14 protein-coding genes are annotated in these 17,534 nt (G+C 43.3%); 6 read left to right on the top strand and 8 right to left on the bottom strand.

The features are described from left to right. The first annotated feature begins 132 nt into the window (after positions 1–132). Both ACOOEY_RS20025 and ACOOEY_RS20020 read left to right on the top strand, forming a co-directional pair. Entirely contained in the window at positions 133–699 is a 567-nt protein-coding gene (locus tag ACOOEY_RS20025; RefSeq protein ID WP_420386507.1) for a Crp/Fnr family transcriptional regulator, read from the top strand. A gap of 51 nt (positions 700–750) precedes the next feature. Next, complete coding sequence (locus ACOOEY_RS20020; RefSeq protein ID WP_420386506.1) at positions 751–1,203, top strand: hypothetical protein; 453 nt, start codon at positions 751–753, stop codon at positions 1,201–1,203. Positions 1,204–1,217: 14 nt separating this feature from the next. Here the strand turns inward: ACOOEY_RS20020 and ACOOEY_RS20015 are convergent, their stop codons facing one another. From ACOOEY_RS20015 to ACOOEY_RS20005, 3 genes are all read right to left on the bottom strand, one after another. Further along, positions 1,218–1,745 (bottom strand): hypothetical protein, encoded by a 528-nt coding sequence (locus ACOOEY_RS20015; protein WP_420386505.1) that lies wholly within the window; start codon positions 1,743–1,745, stop codon positions 1,218–1,220. A 230-nt stretch (positions 1,746–1,975) separates the two neighbouring features. Then, on the bottom strand, positions 1,976–2,899 hold the full coding sequence (locus ACOOEY_RS20010; protein WP_420386504.1) for a hypothetical protein: 924 nt from the start codon (positions 2,897–2,899) through the stop codon (positions 1,976–1,978). A 90-nt stretch (positions 2,900–2,989) separates the two neighbouring features. After that, on the bottom strand, positions 2,990–3,892 hold the full coding sequence (locus ACOOEY_RS20005) for a sterol desaturase family protein (protein WP_420386503.1): 903 nt from the start codon (positions 3,890–3,892) through the stop codon (positions 2,990–2,992). Positions 3,893–4,004: 112 nt separating this feature from the next. Here ACOOEY_RS20005 and ACOOEY_RS20000 point away from each other — a divergent pair, with 112 nt between their 5' ends. After that, on the top strand, positions 4,005–6,488 hold the full coding sequence (locus ACOOEY_RS20000; RefSeq protein ID WP_420386502.1) for a zinc-dependent metalloprotease: 2,484 nt from the start codon (positions 4,005–4,007) through the stop codon (positions 6,486–6,488). 136 nt (positions 6,489–6,624) lie between these two features. Here ACOOEY_RS20000 and ACOOEY_RS19995 read toward each other — a convergent pair whose 3' ends face one another. The 4 genes from ACOOEY_RS19995 to aceK form a co-directional block, all read right to left on the bottom strand. Next, positions 6,625–7,575 carry a LamG-like jellyroll fold domain-containing protein gene (locus ACOOEY_RS19995; RefSeq protein ID WP_420386501.1) on the bottom strand — a complete coding sequence of 317 codons (951 nt, stop codon included), beginning with the start codon at positions 7,573–7,575 and terminating at the stop codon, positions 6,625–6,627. A gap of 100 nt (positions 7,576–7,675) precedes the next feature. Then, the gene (locus tag ACOOEY_RS19990) at positions 7,676–8,440 is read right to left on the bottom strand and encodes a LytR/AlgR family response regulator transcription factor (protein ID WP_420386500.1); all 765 of its coding nucleotides are present in this window, start codon (positions 8,438–8,440) and stop codon (positions 7,676–7,678) included. Between the two features lie 6 nt (positions 8,441–8,446). Then, on the bottom strand, positions 8,447–10,360 hold the full coding sequence (locus tag ACOOEY_RS19985) for a tetratricopeptide repeat-containing sensor histidine kinase (protein WP_420386499.1): 1,914 nt from the start codon (positions 10,358–10,360) through the stop codon (positions 8,447–8,449). Between the two features lie 145 nt (positions 10,361–10,505). Further along, positions 10,506–12,194 carry a bifunctional isocitrate dehydrogenase kinase/phosphatase gene (aceK, locus tag ACOOEY_RS19980; protein WP_420386498.1) on the bottom strand — a complete coding sequence of 563 codons (1,689 nt, stop codon included), beginning with the start codon at positions 12,192–12,194 and terminating at the stop codon, positions 10,506–10,508. A 197-nt stretch (positions 12,195–12,391) separates the two neighbouring features. On the opposite strand from aceK, the gene ACOOEY_RS19975 reads away from it, so the two are divergent. The 3 genes from ACOOEY_RS19975 to ACOOEY_RS19965 are packed head-to-tail and all read left to right on the top strand — an operon-like array spanning position 12,392 to position 16,809. Further along, positions 12,392–14,083 (top strand): amidohydrolase family protein, encoded by a 1,692-nt coding sequence (locus ACOOEY_RS19975; protein WP_420386497.1) that lies wholly within the window; start codon positions 12,392–12,394, stop codon positions 14,081–14,083. A gap of 12 nt (positions 14,084–14,095) precedes the next feature. Beyond that, on the top strand, positions 14,096–15,466 hold the full coding sequence (locus tag ACOOEY_RS19970; protein WP_420386496.1) for an amidohydrolase: 1,371 nt from the start codon (positions 14,096–14,098) through the stop codon (positions 15,464–15,466). Positions 15,467–15,474: 8 nt separating this feature from the next. After that, complete coding sequence (locus ACOOEY_RS19965; protein ID WP_420386495.1) at positions 15,475–16,809, top strand: amidohydrolase family protein; 1,335 nt, start codon at positions 15,475–15,477, stop codon at positions 16,807–16,809. 150 nt (positions 16,810–16,959) lie between these two features. Here the strand turns inward: ACOOEY_RS19965 and ACOOEY_RS19960 are convergent, their stop codons facing one another. Continuing rightward, positions 16,960–17,472, bottom strand: a complete 513-nt coding sequence (locus tag ACOOEY_RS19960) for a hypothetical protein (protein WP_420386494.1) — start codon at positions 17,470–17,472, stop codon at positions 16,960–16,962. Positions 17,473–17,534: the final 62 nt, after the last annotated feature.

Below are 17,534 nucleotides of genomic sequence, written 5' to 3'. Positions count from 1 at the left end.
ATGGCAGATCCCTCCCTTCGGTCGGGATGGAAAAGGAATCATTCTCTGCGCTATCAAAAAGCTTAACCCATGCCTCATGGCTAGGAATAATACCGGAGTGTACTATCTTCGGATTGAAACAATCACTCATTTATGGATGCCATTTACCAGATCTTCAAAAGAGAATTCGATATCTCAGACCAGGACTGGCAAATCTTTGCATCCAAGCTGGTGAGACAAGAGTTCCCCAAGAAGACAATACTCCTGAATGTGGGTGAAACAGAACAATTTCTCTCCTTTATCGAAAAAGGAATTATCCGTCAATTCATACCCGGTATTGAGAATGATCTCACCTTCGGTTTTGGCTTCAAAGGTGCCTTCCTAAGTGCTTATGACTCTTTTCTCAGTCAAAAACCTTGCACTTACACTACAGAGTGCATTACGCCCGTCACACTCTGGCGCATGACTTATGATGACCTTCAGAGAGTATATGAGGAAACCGAAATAGGTAACCTCATCGGTCGGAAAACCAGCGAAGAGCTATTCCTGAGAAAATCGGCCAGAGAGCTTTCACTCCTGCATCAAACTGCTGAAGAGCGGTATTTAAGCCTGTTTGAAGAAAGGCCTGAACTCTTCCAACGTGTACCTTTAAAATACATAGCCTCTTATATTGGAGTGACCCCGCAGGCATTAAGCCGTATCAGGAAGCGTATTTCTTAACCTGGGTTCATTGTATCGACTGTCAGCACTGTCGACCTTTGTATAAAAAACATGAAGCCACTTTTCGTTTTAATCGGTTCATTTCTGATCGCCCTGCTGATCATCAGATTATACAGTGGTCAATTTGGTTTTCGACTTGCAGGTAGAGTAGCCATGGCCATTATGCTGGTCTTCACTGCCATTGGTCACTTTGTATTCAGTAAGGGTATGACTGCTATGGTACCTGAGTTTGTACCCCTGCGTGAGCAAATGGTATTACTCACCGGAGTGATGGAAATACTCTTTGCCATAGGATTGCTCATCCCTGCTTACAGCCAATATGTGGGTTGGGCCCTGATCATATTCTTCCTTCTCGTCCTTCCTTCCAACATTAAAGCGGCCGTTGATAACCTGAATTATCAAACCGGAGCATATGATGGCCCAGGACTCTCCTACTTATGGTTCAGAATTCCTCTTCAGGCACTATTTATCGTTTGGGTTTATTTATCGGCCATTAAGAAGTAGCTCTTAGTTCTGTCTCAACGACCTCCTTTCAGGTACTTATCAGGAAGTGGAAACTCAGCATTCTCACCCATCCAGTAAACACTCACAATAAACCATCGACCCTGGCCTTGCAGCAGCTGAATACTATTGATTCCTCTGGCGAAAGGATCTTTATCGTCTTCGTTTCTTCTTGATTCGTAGGTTGAAAACACATGAGCGATTGTACCATATTGCTCCACTCTTCGGGCTACTTCAATCTCGAAGAAGCCATTTTGCTCCAGGCTGGTACCAGCCTGATCGATATAATCCTGTACACTCCATACCCGATAACCGACATTTCCGTTTTGTGGATTCTTTCCGGTTGGCATCAGCCTGCCTTCAGGGATGAAAAGACTCTTCATGCGCTCCCAATCGCGCTTCTCTCCTGCCGGACCTGATATGACATCATAAAGAGCAGCCAAAATAGCATCCATTGATTCCACATCTTTGGGATCAGCAGTTTGTGCGTTAATCTGAAAAATAGTGCAGGTGATGAGTGTAAGCGACAGGAATAGCTTTTTCATAAGGGTCATTGTTGAATATGATAAAGATAACAGAATCGTGAAAAGCTAAACTTGCGAAAAGGCTACTAGGGAGGTTGTCAAATAAGAGGAAGCTTTTCAACCATCTGTGGTCACGTCACCCTGAACTCGTTTCAGGGTCTCGTCACAGCAGGCAGTCTCAAATACCGAGATACTGAGACAAGCTCAGCATGACGCATGAAGAGATGAAAAGCTTCCTCTTAGGCCAAAGCCTATTTGGCCTGGTTAATCAGTTTACCATTCATGTTAGCGAGTATTACTGATGTCTGATTAGTCAGGTCGTATGACGCATTCTGGTAGGTGCCATCCGTGTTTTTACATTGGCAGGTCAGTTCTACCTTAACACCAATGGCTGAGTCTTTGTAAGATCCGGCCGGCACAAAACTGTTCACCTCGCCATTACCAATATTCTGGAAGCTTCCATTGATATTATTCAGGTTCAGGTTAGTGGCATTGGTAATATCCATGGTTTGTTCAATCCGCTGTTTAGCTTCATTCACCAATTGACAGGAAAGGGTGAGCTTAACATTTTCAGAGGTCTTATAGAAGCTACCAGCCGGCTTATAACCTGCTACGTAATAAGTGGTTTGTGCATTTGGTGCTGCTTCCCATATTTTACCATAAGTCGCTGCTACAACACCATTGGCCTCGGCAATCCATGACTGATCATCACCAGATTCAAAATGGATCACATGCAGGTCGTCAGTAACGATCAGCACCTTTACCGTATCATCCCCTAAGTCATCGGCCCAACCACTGGGAGAAAACAGGTGGTGAATGGTATCTGTGTTGAATACATCCTGAAATTGCCCTGCAGGTATGGCAATCATTTGCTGTTTCAGATGCTGCAAATCTTTACTCAACTTGATGGCATTTTTGACAGTCTTTTCGGCCCCGCACACTCCACCGATGAGAACGCCTACAGACTTAAAGAAAGAGACAAGATCGCCAAAGGTTCGGATTGTGTTGGGCAAACCATTCGCAATAGCTCCCAATTCATCGATTCCTGTTACAGCTCCTATTGCCGCTACGGCAACGTCAAAAATACCATCAGCCACCTGCCAGCCATCTTTCCGGGCAGCTGCTATGTAGATGGTTTGGCCACTATTATTGGCCACATTAATTTGTGTAGACATAATGTTGTGTGTTTTAATGAATACCCGAAAAAAGGGTTTCCACACAATCCATTCAACCGTAAAAACACTGGATTTTAAAAAAGGGGAATCTTACTCTCTGTTACGTGGCTTTCTACTAAATCCGTGAAAAATCTGACCAAAGAAGCTATGAGGAAACTTCTTGACACCGGGAAATCCCAGCTTAATCGATTTACCCGAATGAGGTATATAAGCGGTACCGAAAAGGTAATCCCATAGACTGAGGGTAATTCCAAAATTCACCCCATATCGATGGTTTTCCGGTAAATCATGGGCATGGTGCCACATGTGCATGTTCGGATTATTAAAGATATACTTCAAGGGTCCAAGCTTCACCTTGATATTGGCATGGTTCCAGTGACCTACAGCCAGCGTAAAGATGTGCACAAAGAAGAAGTCGTCTATCCCAAAGCCAATCATGGCCAGGGGCAAATATTCCATGGTTCGGTATACCACTGTCTCCATCCAGTGATAGCGCAAATGAGCAGCAAAGCCCATTTGTTCCACCGAGTGATGTACTTTATGGTATTCCCATAACCTGGGTGAGTAGTGTAATAAACGGTGAGTCCACCATTGTATAAAATCACGGACAATAAATAGCGTAAAGAGCTGCAAAATAACCGGCCAGCTTCCTATTTCCAGTGCCACCACATTCGTAAGGCCAAACCAACCGAGGAATTCATTGAAAGCATTCACCACAACTTCGGAAAGCGCATTGAACACAATCAGTGAGAAGAGAAAGAAATTGAAAAACATATAGAAAGCATCCAGCCAAAAATCCTTCCTGAATTTAGGCTGATCTTTCCGCCAGGGTCTCAGCCATTCCCAGGCCAGAAAGAACAATGAAATCAGCACCAGTGCCCAGAAGTAATTCTGCCACCATGGTTTGTAATCGTATTGAAATGTGATTTCCTGCCAGAGATAATTGGCATAGCCTTGATAGGCGTTCTTTATTATTTCTATATATTTCTCCACTCTAAGCTACTTTATAGCTACCACTAACATAATGAATTACCCATTGTCTGAATAACTTTTTTTCATTCGAAGGAATTCCATTTCATTCACAGAATTTATAATTGAACTGACTATGAAATACACATCTTTAAAAAAGCCTTTGTTGGCTGCCATTGTTTTAGGACTTACCGTCCTGGGCGGTGAGCAGGCCGATGCACAAAGGCGTAACAGGGGGCAGCAGGACCAGCCTGCGGAGACTCCCAAGCAGGAAACACCAAAGAAACCCGAGAAAACCTACGAATCGCTCATCAAAGACATGAAAGTCGATGAAGGCTTGTTCAAAGTCTATCAGAACGATTCGAAAATTATGTTCGAGATTCCCAAGTCCGAACTGAAGAAAGACATGCTTTGGGTGACTCGCCTGGTGGCCAGTCCTGAAAACCTAAGCCCCTTCCTGGGTTCCGGTTGGAAAATGAATGAGCAGGTTGTTCAGTGGGAAGAAATCCAGGGCAAAATCTACCTGAAATCCATTTCCTACAACAATGTAGCCGACAGTACTGACGCTATTTTCAAATCTGTGGCCGACAACAACTTTGCCCCCATCATTGGATCTTTCAAGGTAGAAGGTCAGCCAAAAGACTCTTCTGCTTATTTAGTAGATGTTACCGGTTTCTTCAACCAGGACACCCGAGCCATCAGTGCTTTGGGTTCAGGCCTGAGGAACCAGTTACAGGTAAGAAGACTGGACAATGACAAGAGTTATGTAGAGTCAACCAAGTCCTTCCCTATCAATATTGAAGTGCGCCAGGTAATGACCTACGATGCCGGCAGACCTCCTTCAAACTCTCAGACAGGATTGGTCTCCATGAAAGTGAGTCAGTCAATGATTAAGCTTCCGGACAACCCAATGATGCCAAGACTGGCTGATGAAAGAGTGGGTTGGTTTACCATCAACAACATCAACTACAGCTCAGATGAGCTAAAAGGCGATCAGGTTACTTTCCTGAAACGTTGGAGATTAGAGCCTAAAGATCCGGCTGCCTATGCAAGAGGTGAACTGGTTGAACCGGTGAAACCTATCGTTTACTATCTCGACCCTGCCACGCCTGAGAAGTTCAAGAAATGGTTTAAAATGGGTATTGAAGACTGGCAGGTAGCTTTTGAAGCAGCTGGTTTCAAAAATGCTATCCTCGCGAAAGAGCCACCAAGCCCTGAAGAAGATCCTGACTGGAGCCCTGAAGATGCTCGTTACTCAACCGTGCGCTACATTGCCAGCATGACCAGAAATGCTGTAGGTCCAAGTACTGCTGACCCTAGAACCGGTGAAATCATAGAGAGTGATATTGTCTGGTTCCACAACCACCTGCGCTCTTACAGAAACTGGTACATGATTCAAACAGGTGCTGCTAATCCGAAAGCCAGAACATTGAATACCCCTGAAGAGGAAATCGGTGAAATGATGAGAGCTGTAATTGCTCACGAAATCGGTCACGCACTGGGCTTGCCTCACAACATGAAGGCCAGCTCTTCTTATCCGGTTGAATCGCTGAGAAACCCTGAGTTTGCTGAAGAATATGGTGTAGCACCAACTATTATGGACTATGCCCGACTGAATTACATTGCCCAGCCGGGTGATGGTGTCACCCGTTTCATCAGAAAAATCGGTCCTTACGATAAATACTCTATCAATTGGGGTTACCGTGTTATTCCTGGTGCTAACAGTCCTGAAGAAGAAAAATCTACACTGGATGAGTGGATTCTGGAAAAAGCGAATGATCGTATGTACCGTTATGGTTCAGGTGATGGCTCTAATCCTGAAGCACAAACTGAGGATTTGGGTAATAACTCCATGAAAGCTGATGCTTATGGTATGGAAAACCTGATGAAAGTGGTGCCTAACCTACTGGAGTGGACGACTAAACCAGGTGAAGACTACTCAGATACTGAAGAGATTTACGGTGAAATCATTGGTCAATGGAGAAGGTTTGTTGGACACGTAATCACCAACGTAGGTGGTATTACCGAGAACTATAAGTCAACAGACCAACCGGGTGTGGTATATGAAGTATTGCCGGAAGCACAGCAGGTTGAAGCCATGAACTGGTTAATGAAGTATGCCTTTAATACCCCGGAATGGTTACTGGATGAAGAGTTGTTAAGAAAGATGGAGAACTACGGTGCTGTTAACCGCATCAGGGCCACCCAGACTTCTTACTTAAACTCACTACTGGACCCTACCAGAATGCAAAGACTTATTGAGGCTGAAGCATTTAAAGGCAGAAATACCTATACCATCTACCAACTGCTGGCCGATACCAAGAAAGGTTTATTCTCTGAATTAGCTTCCGGAGCTGAGATTTCAACTTACAGAAGAAACCTGCAAAGAGCCTTTGTTGAAAGATGTGAATACCTGATGACCAATGAAGCCAGTAGCTTCCAGGCCAGACAGGTGAATATTTCTCAGTCAGACATCAGACCTGTCATCAAAGGTGAACTGAAGACCCTTTTAAGAGAGGTGAATACAGCCATTGGAAGATACAGCAATGACAGAGCAGGTAATCTGCACCTGATTGATCTGAAAGACAGAATTGAAGAGGTACTCGATCAGGACGATTGATCATAAAAACAAAGGAGAATCCCGTCTGGACTCTCCTTTCCTCATTCTAAGAATCAACTAATTAGTTTCAAAAACAGGGTCGCGTATCGACCCTGTTTTTGTTGACACAACCAAAACATTAAAGACCGTAGTTGAACTAATGACTGGCTAGTTCTACCACCTCTTGCATGTTTAATGCTTTATTAAAAATTTTCAGATCGTCAATTGCACCTTCCAGTGGAGTCGACTCAGACCATAGGGAATATCCCAGGGTTAGAACTCCATCATTCTCAAGCTCTGGTATTGTGTATGAATAGTTGGTATTGGCTTCCAAGGCGCCATCTACCCATAGTTGATATTGACTATCAGCCGTGATTATGGCAGTAATGTGATGCCATTGGTTGTCATTAACAGTGTTCGTTGATAAGCCGGAACTTCTCACCTCTCCGCTACCATCTGCCCCCTCCAGGTATAGTTTACCCTCCTTCATTTTCAGGCTGAAACCTACCTGATTATCCTTTTCAGTGAAGCGCTCAAGAACTACCCCGTTTTCTTGAGACGACTCCACTGTTCTAAACCACAGACTAGCTGTTAATTCATTGGTAACCAATGGCTTTTGGTTCATTTCTAAAGAGAGGCAAGGACCCAGAGAGAGTGCCCTTTGAGAGGCACCCTTTCTGTCTCTGGTCAAAGACCATTTATTCAGACCCAACGATAAACTCAAATTGACCTCATCTCTGACCAACCCATCAAAACGAAAGTGATGCATAAGCCCTTTCACTTTCACATAGTTCTTCATCACTTTAGTGTCGTATGTTTTACCATCTGTTACAGTAACCACGACATCGTAACTTCCAGCCTTGGGGTAATAGATTTCAGGATTAGATATAGTAGCTCGGTTAGGTAAGCCATGTTCAAAACTCCAGTTCCAATAGATGGGATCACCTTTAGACTTGTCGAGAAATTTTACTTTCTCTCCCTGATTGATCTCAATTGTTTCAGCTTCAAAATCAGCAAAAACCCTTTCTAAATTTCGAGACTTTTGTGTGGATTGTCCGGGGCAGAATAGTCCCGTTAAAATCAGTATGGAAAAGGCCACTTGTTTCATTCTCTTATCATCACAACGCTGAGTTTAAATTGCGCAGAATGAATGAGTTGAATGTCTCCCGCTTAATGAGTGTAGCCCATCAGGGTACAGTCGTAGTAGTCTATTTAATAAGTGTATTATTCCAGTTTTTGAGGAGTTGCATGAGATTGTCTTTCTTACGTACTGAAACTGGCAAGATCCGCTCATTGTCCATCACTAACACACCACCCTCACTACGCTCAAATCGCTTAATGTGATGAATATTCACCAGATAGGAATGATGAATTCTGAGAAAGCGGTCTCCCTCCAGAATCTCTTCATAAGACTTCAGGTTCTTTGAAACCAATATCTCTGATCCACTTTCCAGACAGAAACGCGTATAGCTTCCCTCTGCCGCACACCATAGAATGTCACTCACTTTAACCAGATAGATACTTTCAGAATCACTCAATACAATCTTGCTCGGCTCCCTGTGTACATCATTCAGACGCTCCTCCAGTACCTTAATCTGCTGGTCCAAATCCTGAACTCTGGTCAGTTTTTCGGCTTTACGAACAGCATCCGTAAGGTCTTCAGGGTCAATGGGTTTAAGCAGAAAATCCAGCGCACTACAGGCAAAAGCATCGATCGCATATTTATCATGAGCGGTGATAAAGATTACATGAGGCTCAAAGTTCCTGAATGACTTGACCAGTTCAATGCCGGTACCATCGCCCAACTCCACATCAAGAAATACCAGGTCGGGACGTTCCTTCAGAATGGCTACTTTGGCACTGGCCATACTATCGGCTTCACCAGTCACTTCAATTTTGGGACAATAGAGCTCCAGCAGCTCTTTCAAGCCGTCTCGCACGCTCTTTTCATTATCGATAATCAGGGTTCTCAAGGCTAATCAATATTGAATGGGAATTTCAAAAATGACTTCGGTACCAATAATCTCATTGGCATCGCTGAGTCGGTCTTTAATGTTGAATGAAATATTCTTTTTAAGCTGTCTTTTCAGCACTTCAATCCTGTCTGAGGTGATCTTTGTGGCCATAGATTCATGTCCTTTCTTATCCTTCATAGCTGCGGCACGGGAAATACCTATACCATTGTCCTCCACCTTAAACCTCATCAGGTCATCATGCTGCTCAAAGCTGATGTTTATTTTTCCGTTTTGAATAGAGGCTATGCCATGTTCTAGGGAGTTTTCAATGAAAGGCTGAGCGAACATGGGTGGTATCTTAATTTCACTCATTTCATCTTGCACATCTACCTGAATACTGTATTCAAAACTATGGTCGAAACGGACCTTCTGAAGATCAAGGTAATGCCTCAGCGTGGCAATCTCTTCCTCTAACGAAACGAAATCCTTCCGGCTATTATCCAGGATTCTGCGCATGAGCTTAGCGAACTTAGAGAGGTATTCCAGGGCCGGAGCCCCCTGCCCTTTGTTAATCAAAAAGAGCTGAATCGATGACAGGGCATTGAACAAAAAATGTGGATTTAACTGCGTACGGAGCAATTCATTACGTGTTTTCTGCCGGGCCAGCCTCTCCCGCTCTACCCTTCTTTTGAAGAATACCACCAGAGCGATCACCAATAGAACAGCGCTGATAGCTACAAACAGAAAGGTCAGGTTTCTGAACTTCAGCTTTTGTTCCGTTTCAGCCTGTAGGGTCTTTAATGATTCAATTTCATCGAGACGCTTCTGTGTTTCATATTGAACCGTCAGGTTCTCCAGTCTCTGATTCACCTCTACCTTAGCCAGGCTATCCTGCAGAAAAGAAAGCCGCTCCTGATGCATCAGGGCAGATTTATAGTCAGGAATTGACTTTTCAAGATCTACCAACCAGGTCAGTGTCCTGATTTCATTATCGGTGGCAATAAACTCATGCGTTATTTCCAGGCTCTTTCTGGCATATTCGAGTGCTTTATTGAGTACTCCCTGGGCCTTAAAGGCTTTACTTCTGGTAAGGTATGAAGTCATGAGATAGCCATTCTCTCCTACCTGCTCCACTTCCCTTTCCAGCTCTTCAGACCGGGCAATGGCCTCCTGGTAATTTCTCTTTAGATAATGAGCTAAAGAAAGCGCATTAAGTGAGCTCCACTTCATGGTAATATCGTCCTGATTAAGAGCGCCTTTGTAGGCCAGCTGCGAGAAGTACAAGGCAGAATCGGCCATTTGAAGTCTTCCGTAGGCATTTCCAAGATTCAGTTCAGCGGTGGTTACCTGTGTCTCCGCACCTATTTGACCGGCTAGTGCTCTGGACTCCTTATAGTAGCGAATTGCATCGCGATCTCTTCCCAATTGGGCATAACAGACAGCCAGGGCATTGATGGAAGCGGCCTGCTGACCGATGTCTTCAATGGCCTTACCCATTTCCAGCGAGGTTTTGAAGTAGTATGCAGCAGAATCCAGCTCATCGAAACGAAAAGACAGCGTGCCTTTGAGATAAATGAAACGGGCGATTTTGAGTGAATCAGCCTGCTGTTCGGCCAGTCTTAAGGTGTTGTCCAATACCTCTAGCGCTTCGGGGCGCATTAACTGGTATTTGTAATGATTGAAGAACATATTATTCGCCCGATAAACAGGTTCATACAATTCATTCTCCAGCCCAAAAGTCTTTATCTCGGCCAATCGCCTCTCGAAGGAAGCAAAGTCATTGGCATCGGTTGTATCATCGGCATAATTGAAGGTATAGATAATCTGCTGTAAGCTGTCCAATTCACTCAGCATGGCTTCTTCAGATAAAGCCTCTTGCGCATTGGCCTGCATGACCATTAAGGTAAGGGCCAAAAAACCGATCATCTTAGCTTTCATTCAGTCGTATTAACCAATGAATTTAAGCTATTCCTCTTAAAAGAGCACCTACCCCTATTTTAGACTTGATAAGTGTTGGCTTTGGGTTGATAAGTGAAGTTCTACCAATGTACTAGACTTATGTTTTGATTCACTTAAACATCAGTCATAAATCCACCTGAACCGTATCATAAGGAGGAATATCTATCAAGCCACCTTTGCTATAGAAGTTCTTCCAATAATTCCAGAATTCCACTTGAAAGATTTCCCCATGATTCTTTCGGAAAAAGTCTCGAAATGGCCCCTTCGGAATCATGAATTTCTCAAGCTCTTCGGGAAATATATCATTCTCATTGACCACCAGCCAGGACTCATTGTCCCATAATTCCTCGTCATTTCTTGGAGGAGGTAGCTTACGGAAATTACATTCTGCCAGTAGCGTTACTTCATCATAGTCATAAAAAACTACCCGATGGTCTGGCGTAACGCCAAAATTCTTCAGCAGCAGATCACCCGGAAAGATATTGGTCATTGCCATTTCTTTAATCGCATGGCCATAGTCTAAAACCACCTCGCTAACTAATTCATATTCAGCCGTTTCAATGAATAAGTTGAGCGGATGCATTTTGCGTTCAGTAAATAATTGTCTAAAGACCACCTCGTGCTCGTTAATAGACAAATATGGGCCTGTGCATTCCTCTAATTCCTTCAACAGGTCACCTGAGAAGAGCTTCTTTGGAAAAGCCCAGTATTTAAAAAGCTGAGCATCGGCCAACCTTCCTACCCGATCTTGTCGAGCCACCAAGTCATATTTTTCAAGTACCAGTTCTCTTGTAGCAGATTTGGGAGGTTTTATATTATTCTTGACAATTTTGAACACCAGAGGATAGTCAGCCAGTGTAAAAACGATCATCACCATGCCTTTAATTCCTGGTGCATGTTCCAATTGGAAAGAGGTACTTTCTAAATATCGATCGAAGTTGCTCTTCATCAGCATTTTACCCCATTCCTGAAAACCTAGGTTAATAATCAACTGATCTGCACTCTTATTGGGCATCACTCTTAGCAAAAAAGAAATGAGTCCTTCGGGGTCCTTAGTGCTTACCATGAAATTGGACCTGGTGAATTCAAAAATTCGAATTATCTCTGGTTCGGTAAAGAAGAAAGCATCGGCCTTAATACCCTGCTCATCATTAACAAAAGCTGTAGCGAAGGGAGTTATGGTATGTGATGAATGAATCAAACCTACCATGTAGGCGTGTTGATTTCTGAAAAAGAGATTTTTATACAAACACAGCTCTAACGAACAGCTAGAGAATAAATCTTCAAGCCTTCTGCTCAACTGATCTACATCGAATTGAAGGTCGCGATAATCGTTACTAAATTCCGGTATATTCAACGCTCCCAAACCCAAGTCATGATAGTCTGTGGTACAGGCAATCCTTCTAAGTTCCTTCGATTCCTTATTGAATTTTGTTTTTAGTGTGGAATAATCCTGAGTTGGCTCAATTAGGTTGCTCAGATCCTGTTCTATGCTAAATAAGAAGCTTTCAATAATAGGTGCTGGTACTGCTGCTCCTTTGAGCTTAACTTTCGTTTTTACCTGATTCCATATTTCACTAGCCTGTTCATCGCCTTCCAGCCAATGAATCATTGATTCAACTGAGGTAGCAACGCTTTCATTAATCACATCTAATCTTCTTGTACTGGCTTCTCTTTGAGCAAGCCACTGCCTTTTGCAGAAATGACTACTGGCCGCATCAGACAATTGACAAAATGACTGATAATAGGATTGGCACTGATCCACAATAAGCGATGATATCTCCTTGATCACTTCAGAATGCTGTTTTTGCATAAGTATATAAACTTACATCGTAATTAGCGATTACGCTATATAAATCCCTTTGGTCCGGTATTACATGGAAACTAACTTTCTCGATATTCGAGCCCCTGAAAACATTATGCAACCACTCTCATATTAGATTTTGAATTCAAGAGGCTATTGCAGTATATTTTCTCCTTGTTTTAAAACACTAAACTAAATTGCTAAATATGAAATCACTCAGAAAGTTAAGCCTTCACGCAGTGTTGCTACTTTCCTTGTCGGTGATCACATTAAGTAGCTGGGCACAAAGTGATCCTACCGGGGAATCACCTGTAACCAGAACTTATGCGCTGACGAACGCCACGGTTATTACCAAGCCGGGAACAGAATTGAAAGAGACAACGGTCATTATTAAAGATGGCCTGATTCAAAGCGTAGGCAAAAATGCCTCAATTCCTGCAGATGCGCAGGTGATTGATGCATCAGAGCTGTACATCTATGCAGCCTTTATAGATGGAATGTCTAACACAGGGGCCAAAAGACCTGAAAACCCTGAAAGACCTCAAAACCTGTTTACTCCGGATCCGCCAAACTTCTATGCCGGAATTACTCCAGAGAACAGTGTGATTGAGCAATTAGACATTGAAAGCTCATCTATCTCCAGCCTGAGAGAAGCCGGTTTTGCCATTTCCAACGCAGTGCCTTATGGTAGAATGCTGCCGGGCTCTAGTGCTTTGATCTTATTGAAGGATGGTAATCACCCTGATGACATCATCATGAAACGTGATGTTGCTTTATTCGCTCAGTGGGTTGGTGCTCCGGGAGCATATCCTGGTAACATTCTGGGTATGATGGCCAAGTGGAGAAACCTTTACAGAAATGCTGTTCAGGATAAAAGACATGCTGAGCTTTATGCTCAAAACCCAGCCGGGATGTCAAGACCTGCCAACGATAGAGTAAGCCAGGCTTTCTTCCCTGTTATTTCTCAGCAAAAACCGGTGATGTTCAACGTTGACGGTGTGCTGGATGTAAGAAGAGCCATGAGATTAAGAGACGACCTTGGTTTCCCGCTTATGGTGGCTAATGTTGAGCAGGCATGGGAAATCATTGATGAGTTGAAATCTACTAATACCCCTATCTTCCTTTCACTGGATGTTCCTGATGAGCCTAAAGCTTCTGACAAAGATGATAAGTCTGACGAGTTACAGGCCATGGAAGACAGAAGAATGGAGTTCTACAAGATTCATGTGGGTCAGGCTGCTAAACTGGCAGAGGCTGGCGTAAACTTCGGTTTTGCCGTAGGTAACGTTCGCTCTAACTCAATCATGAAAAACATCCAGACTTATGTAGACAATGGTTTGAGTACTGATGCTGCTTTAGCTGCATTAACTACTAACCCTGCCTCCATTCTGGGTATATCTGAGGTAACTGGTACCATTGAGCCGGGTAAAATCGCCAACGTAATGGTAACCACTGCACCTATTTTCACTAAGGATTCCAAAGTGAAAATGATGTTCGTTGATGGCGACAAGTTCGAATACGAAATCAAGGCGGCCAGAGGTAACAGAGGTGGTGGAGACGCTGGTCCTGCTGCTACTTCAAACGACCCAATTGTTGGTACCTGGTCTTATGTACTTGAAACTCCTCAAGGTGAGCAAGGTGGTAAAATGATTATCAGAAGAGAAAACGGTGCTTATAGCGGTACCTTAACCAGTGAAGATGGATCTCCTGATAATGATATGAACAACATCAATTTCAGAGATGGCGAACTGGCTTTCGACTTTACAGTAGATGCCGGTGGACAATCAGTGGAAATTGTAGTGGTTGGAACTGTAAGTGGTAAGACTTATGATGCTCAGGCGTCTGTTGCCGCTTTCAACGTAAATATTGCATTCACCGCTACTAAAGATGAGCAATAAAAGATGAAGACTATGAAAACTAAAAATATACTTCTTTCAATCTTGCTAGTGCTGTGTACTTCAGCATTTGCACAGGAAGTGCCGAAAGGCGATGTGCTTTTCAAAGGTGGTACCGTACTGACTATTACTAACGGTACACTTGAAAACACCGATGTATTGGTAAGAAACGGTAAAATCTCCCGAATTGGTAAGAATCTAAGAGCACCAAACGGAGTAGAAACTGTAGACATTACCGGTAAATTCTTAATGCCGGGTATTATTGATGCTCACTCTCACATTGCGGGTTCTGCTATCAACGAAGGTACCAGCCAGGTAACTGCTGAAGTGAGCATGGAAGACGTGCTCGATCCTTATGATGTATCTATCTACAGAGCTTTGGCCGGTGGTGTGACCAGCATTCACCTGATGCACGGTTCTGCGAATGTTATTGGTGGACAAAACGAGACCATGAAGCTTCGTTGGGGACTAACTAACCCTGACCAGTTAAGATTCGAAGGTGCTCCAAGAACCATCAAGTTCGCTTTGGGTGAAAACCCAACCAGAGGCGCAAGAGCCAGAGGTATTCAGCCTCAAAGCCGTATGGGTATCGAAATGATGTTGAGAAACTCTTTCGACCAGGCCATTGAGTACAGAAAGAAATGGGATGCTTACAATGCAAGCAAAGACCCAAGAAAAGTAGCTCCTGAGTACGATCTCAGAATGCAAACTTTAGTAGACATCATGAATGGTGATGTTTGGGTGAACTGTCACTCCTACAGAGCTGATGAGATCTACATGCTCATGAAAGTATTCAGCGATTACAATATCCCAAGAATCAACTTCCAGCACGCTAATGAGGCCTACAAAGTGGCCCCTGAGTTAGCTGCTTTCGGTGCTACTGCTTCAGTATTTGCTGACTGGTGGGCATACAAACTTGAGGTATACTACTCTACTGCTTACAACGCAGCTATCCTTACAGAAAACGGTGTGTTGACTTCAATCAACTCTGATTCAGGAGAATTGATCCGTCACCTTTTCCACGAAGCTGCCAAGACTCAGAAATACGGAAACCTTTCTGATGATGAAGCACTGGCCATGGTTACTTTGAATCCGGCCAAGCAGTTAGGTATCGATGGCCGCGTAGGTTCAATCGAAGAAGGAAAAGATGCTGATATCGCCATCTTTAATGCTCACCCTCTTTCAGTATATGCCATTCCTGTAATGACATTTGTTGATGGTGTGAAGTACTTTGACAAAGAAAATGACAAAAAAGATCAGAGGTTATACGTAGATCCGGAGTCTAGCATCGAAGCCATTACCATCTTCAACAGAGAAGATATGGACAGATGTATGGAGGGTGCCGAGTTCTTGAACTTCGAACAACTATTCTCTAACAAAAAATGATAGAAGACATGAAGAACATTAAAAAATTGTTTTCTGCATTGTTAATGCTCACGCTGATTCCACTTCTTTCATTTGGACAAGAGGATGATCAGGTGCTCAAGGCCGAGTATGGCAAATTTGCATTGACCAATGCCAAAATTTATACAGTAACCAATGGAGTTATTGAAAACGGAACCATTGTCATTAACAATGGTATCATCGAAGCAGTAGGTGCCAATGTGCAAATACCTAACGATGCGCAGGTAATTGACTGTAACGGTAAGGAAATCTATCCAGGTATGATCGATGGTGGTACCACCCTTGGTCTTAATGAGATAGGAAGTATTGCTGAAGCTCAGGATTTCAGAGAATTCGGTCAATTGACTCCTCAAATGGAGGCTTTGACTGCTGTTAACCCTAATGCAGTGACTATTCCGGTAACCAGAGTAAGCGGTGTGACTACAGTATGGACTATGCCTCAGGGAGGTGTTTTACCAGGTACTGCAGCGGCCATCAACCTATTCGGTTATACGCCTGATCAAATGTATGCCGGTCAAAGAGGTATTGTCATGAACTACCCTTCTACCGGTGGTGGCAGAAGATGGAGAAGACTTTCTGAAGAAGAACTGAAGAAACGTCAGGAAAGAGCTTTGAAAGAAGTAAATGACACCTGGGATAAAGCTGAGCTTTATGCTAAAATCGAAAACTCAGGAGATGTGAGAAACTACCCTGAAATCGAAGCTTTAGTACCAGTTGTAAAAGGTGAAATGCCTTTGTTCATCGAAGTGAATGCTGCTGATGATATCCTTAACGCGATTGAGTGGGCTAAAGGAAGAGAGTACAAGCAAATCATCTTAACAGGTGTTGCTGAAGGCTGGAGAGTTGCCGAGCAAATTGCTGAGTCAGGCTACCCTGTCATTGCAGGTCCTGTTCAGGCTATTCCAACCAGACAATCAGATAGTTTCGATGCTGCCTATGCGAACCCTGGTATCATGTCAAATGCTGGTGTCAAAGTAGCTTTGAGAACAATGGATAACGAGAACGCCAGAAACCTACCTTACCATGCCGGTTTTGCCGCTGCATACGGAATGGGTAGAGAAGAAGCTTTGAAAGCCATTACTATTAATGCTGCTGAGATTCTGGGTATCTCTGATCAGGTTGGATCAATCGAAGTAGGTAAGAAAGCTAACATCTTTGTAGCTACTGGCGATCCTTTCGAAACTGCTACCAAGATTACTGAGTTGTTTATCGATGGTTATAAAGTTCCAATGACTTCACGTCAGATCAGACTTTATGATGAGTTCTTAAACAGAAACCCTGGTGTGGATAAAACCAAGCCGGTGATCGATATCAAGAAGAAATAAATCAACCTCGACTTCTAATCATTAGAGGTTGTCTCAAATTGGCCAGATCACGTCATTCTGAATTTATTTCAGAATCCATTGAGACCCTGAAACGAGTTCAGGGTGACGCAGAACAGGCCTCTGAGACAACCTCTTTTTTTATGCCTTATGCTAAAGCTTTAAGCCTAGTTTTAAAATAAGAACCTCTGTATTCTCTATGGCAAAACCAGTAATAAGTCTTTTGCCTTCATAATAGGTACCCACTGAATAGCCCACATCAGGAAGTACTCCTGAATAATCATCTGCCGTTTCGAGTTCCAATGCGAAACCAGCAAGGAAATTGACAAAGAAGCTGGCTCCCTTCTCGTTTTTCACATAATAGTACCGGCCACCTCCAATAGCCATAAAAGCTGTGTTGGTTTCACTGGAATTGGTAGTACCAGTAATATTCACACCTACTTGAGCATCCCACCCCAATCTTTTGCTGTTAACCTTATAGATATTAGCACCCAGGTGAGCGCCATAGCCCTTGTCATAAAATGTGTCTAATCTTGATGTCCCTCCCACAGTGATAGTAAATGCAGACCTTTTTCCAGGATTTTGGGTGTCCTGACTATGCAAAACATCTGGTATTGACAGAATGAGTAATAGAAAGATGATTGAGGTGGTTGATCTCTTTATCATATGATTAATCTATTATCTGAACTTTCTAAAGTATAGAATATTCAGAATGAACAAATTAAGCA

Origin of the sequence: Roseivirga sp. (genome assembly GCF_965216855.1) — a bacterium.
Classification (GTDB): Bacteria; Bacteroidota; Bacteroidia; order Cytophagales; family Cyclobacteriaceae; genus Roseivirga.
This window is presented reverse-complemented; position numbering and strand designations above follow the sequence as displayed.

Coding starts and splice junctions, on each gene's coding strand:
- ACOOEY_RS20025 (WP_420386507.1), top strand. CDS start 133: ATGGATGCCATTTACCAGATCTTCAAAAGAGAATTCGATATCTCAGAC.
- ACOOEY_RS20020 (WP_420386506.1), top strand. CDS start 751: ATGAAGCCACTTTTCGTTTTAATCGGTTCATTTCTGATCGCCCTGCTG.
- ACOOEY_RS20015 (WP_420386505.1), bottom strand. CDS start 1,745: ATGAAAAAGCTATTCCTGTCGCTTACACTCATCACCTGCACTATTTTT.
- ACOOEY_RS20010 (WP_420386504.1), bottom strand. CDS start 2,899: ATGTCTACACAAATTAATGTGGCCAATAATAGTGGCCAAACCATCTAC.
- ACOOEY_RS20000 (WP_420386502.1), top strand. CDS start 4,005: ATGAAATACACATCTTTAAAAAAGCCTTTGTTGGCTGCCATTGTTTTA.
- ACOOEY_RS19995 (WP_420386501.1), bottom strand. CDS start 7,575: ATGAAACAAGTGGCCTTTTCCATACTGATTTTAACGGGACTATTCTGC.
- ACOOEY_RS19985 (WP_420386499.1), bottom strand. CDS start 10,360: ATGAAAGCTAAGATGATCGGTTTTTTGGCCCTTACCTTAATGGTCATG.
- aceK (WP_420386498.1), bottom strand. CDS start 12,194: ATGCAAAAACAGCATTCTGAAGTGATCAAGGAGATATCATCGCTTATT.
- ACOOEY_RS19975 (WP_420386497.1), top strand. CDS start 12,392: ATGAAATCACTCAGAAAGTTAAGCCTTCACGCAGTGTTGCTACTTTCC.
- ACOOEY_RS19970 (WP_420386496.1), top strand. CDS start 14,096: ATGAAAACTAAAAATATACTTCTTTCAATCTTGCTAGTGCTGTGTACT.
- ACOOEY_RS19965 (WP_420386495.1), top strand. CDS start 15,475: ATGAAGAACATTAAAAAATTGTTTTCTGCATTGTTAATGCTCACGCTG.
- ACOOEY_RS19960 (WP_420386494.1), bottom strand. CDS start 17,472: ATGATAAAGAGATCAACCACCTCAATCATCTTTCTATTACTCATTCTG.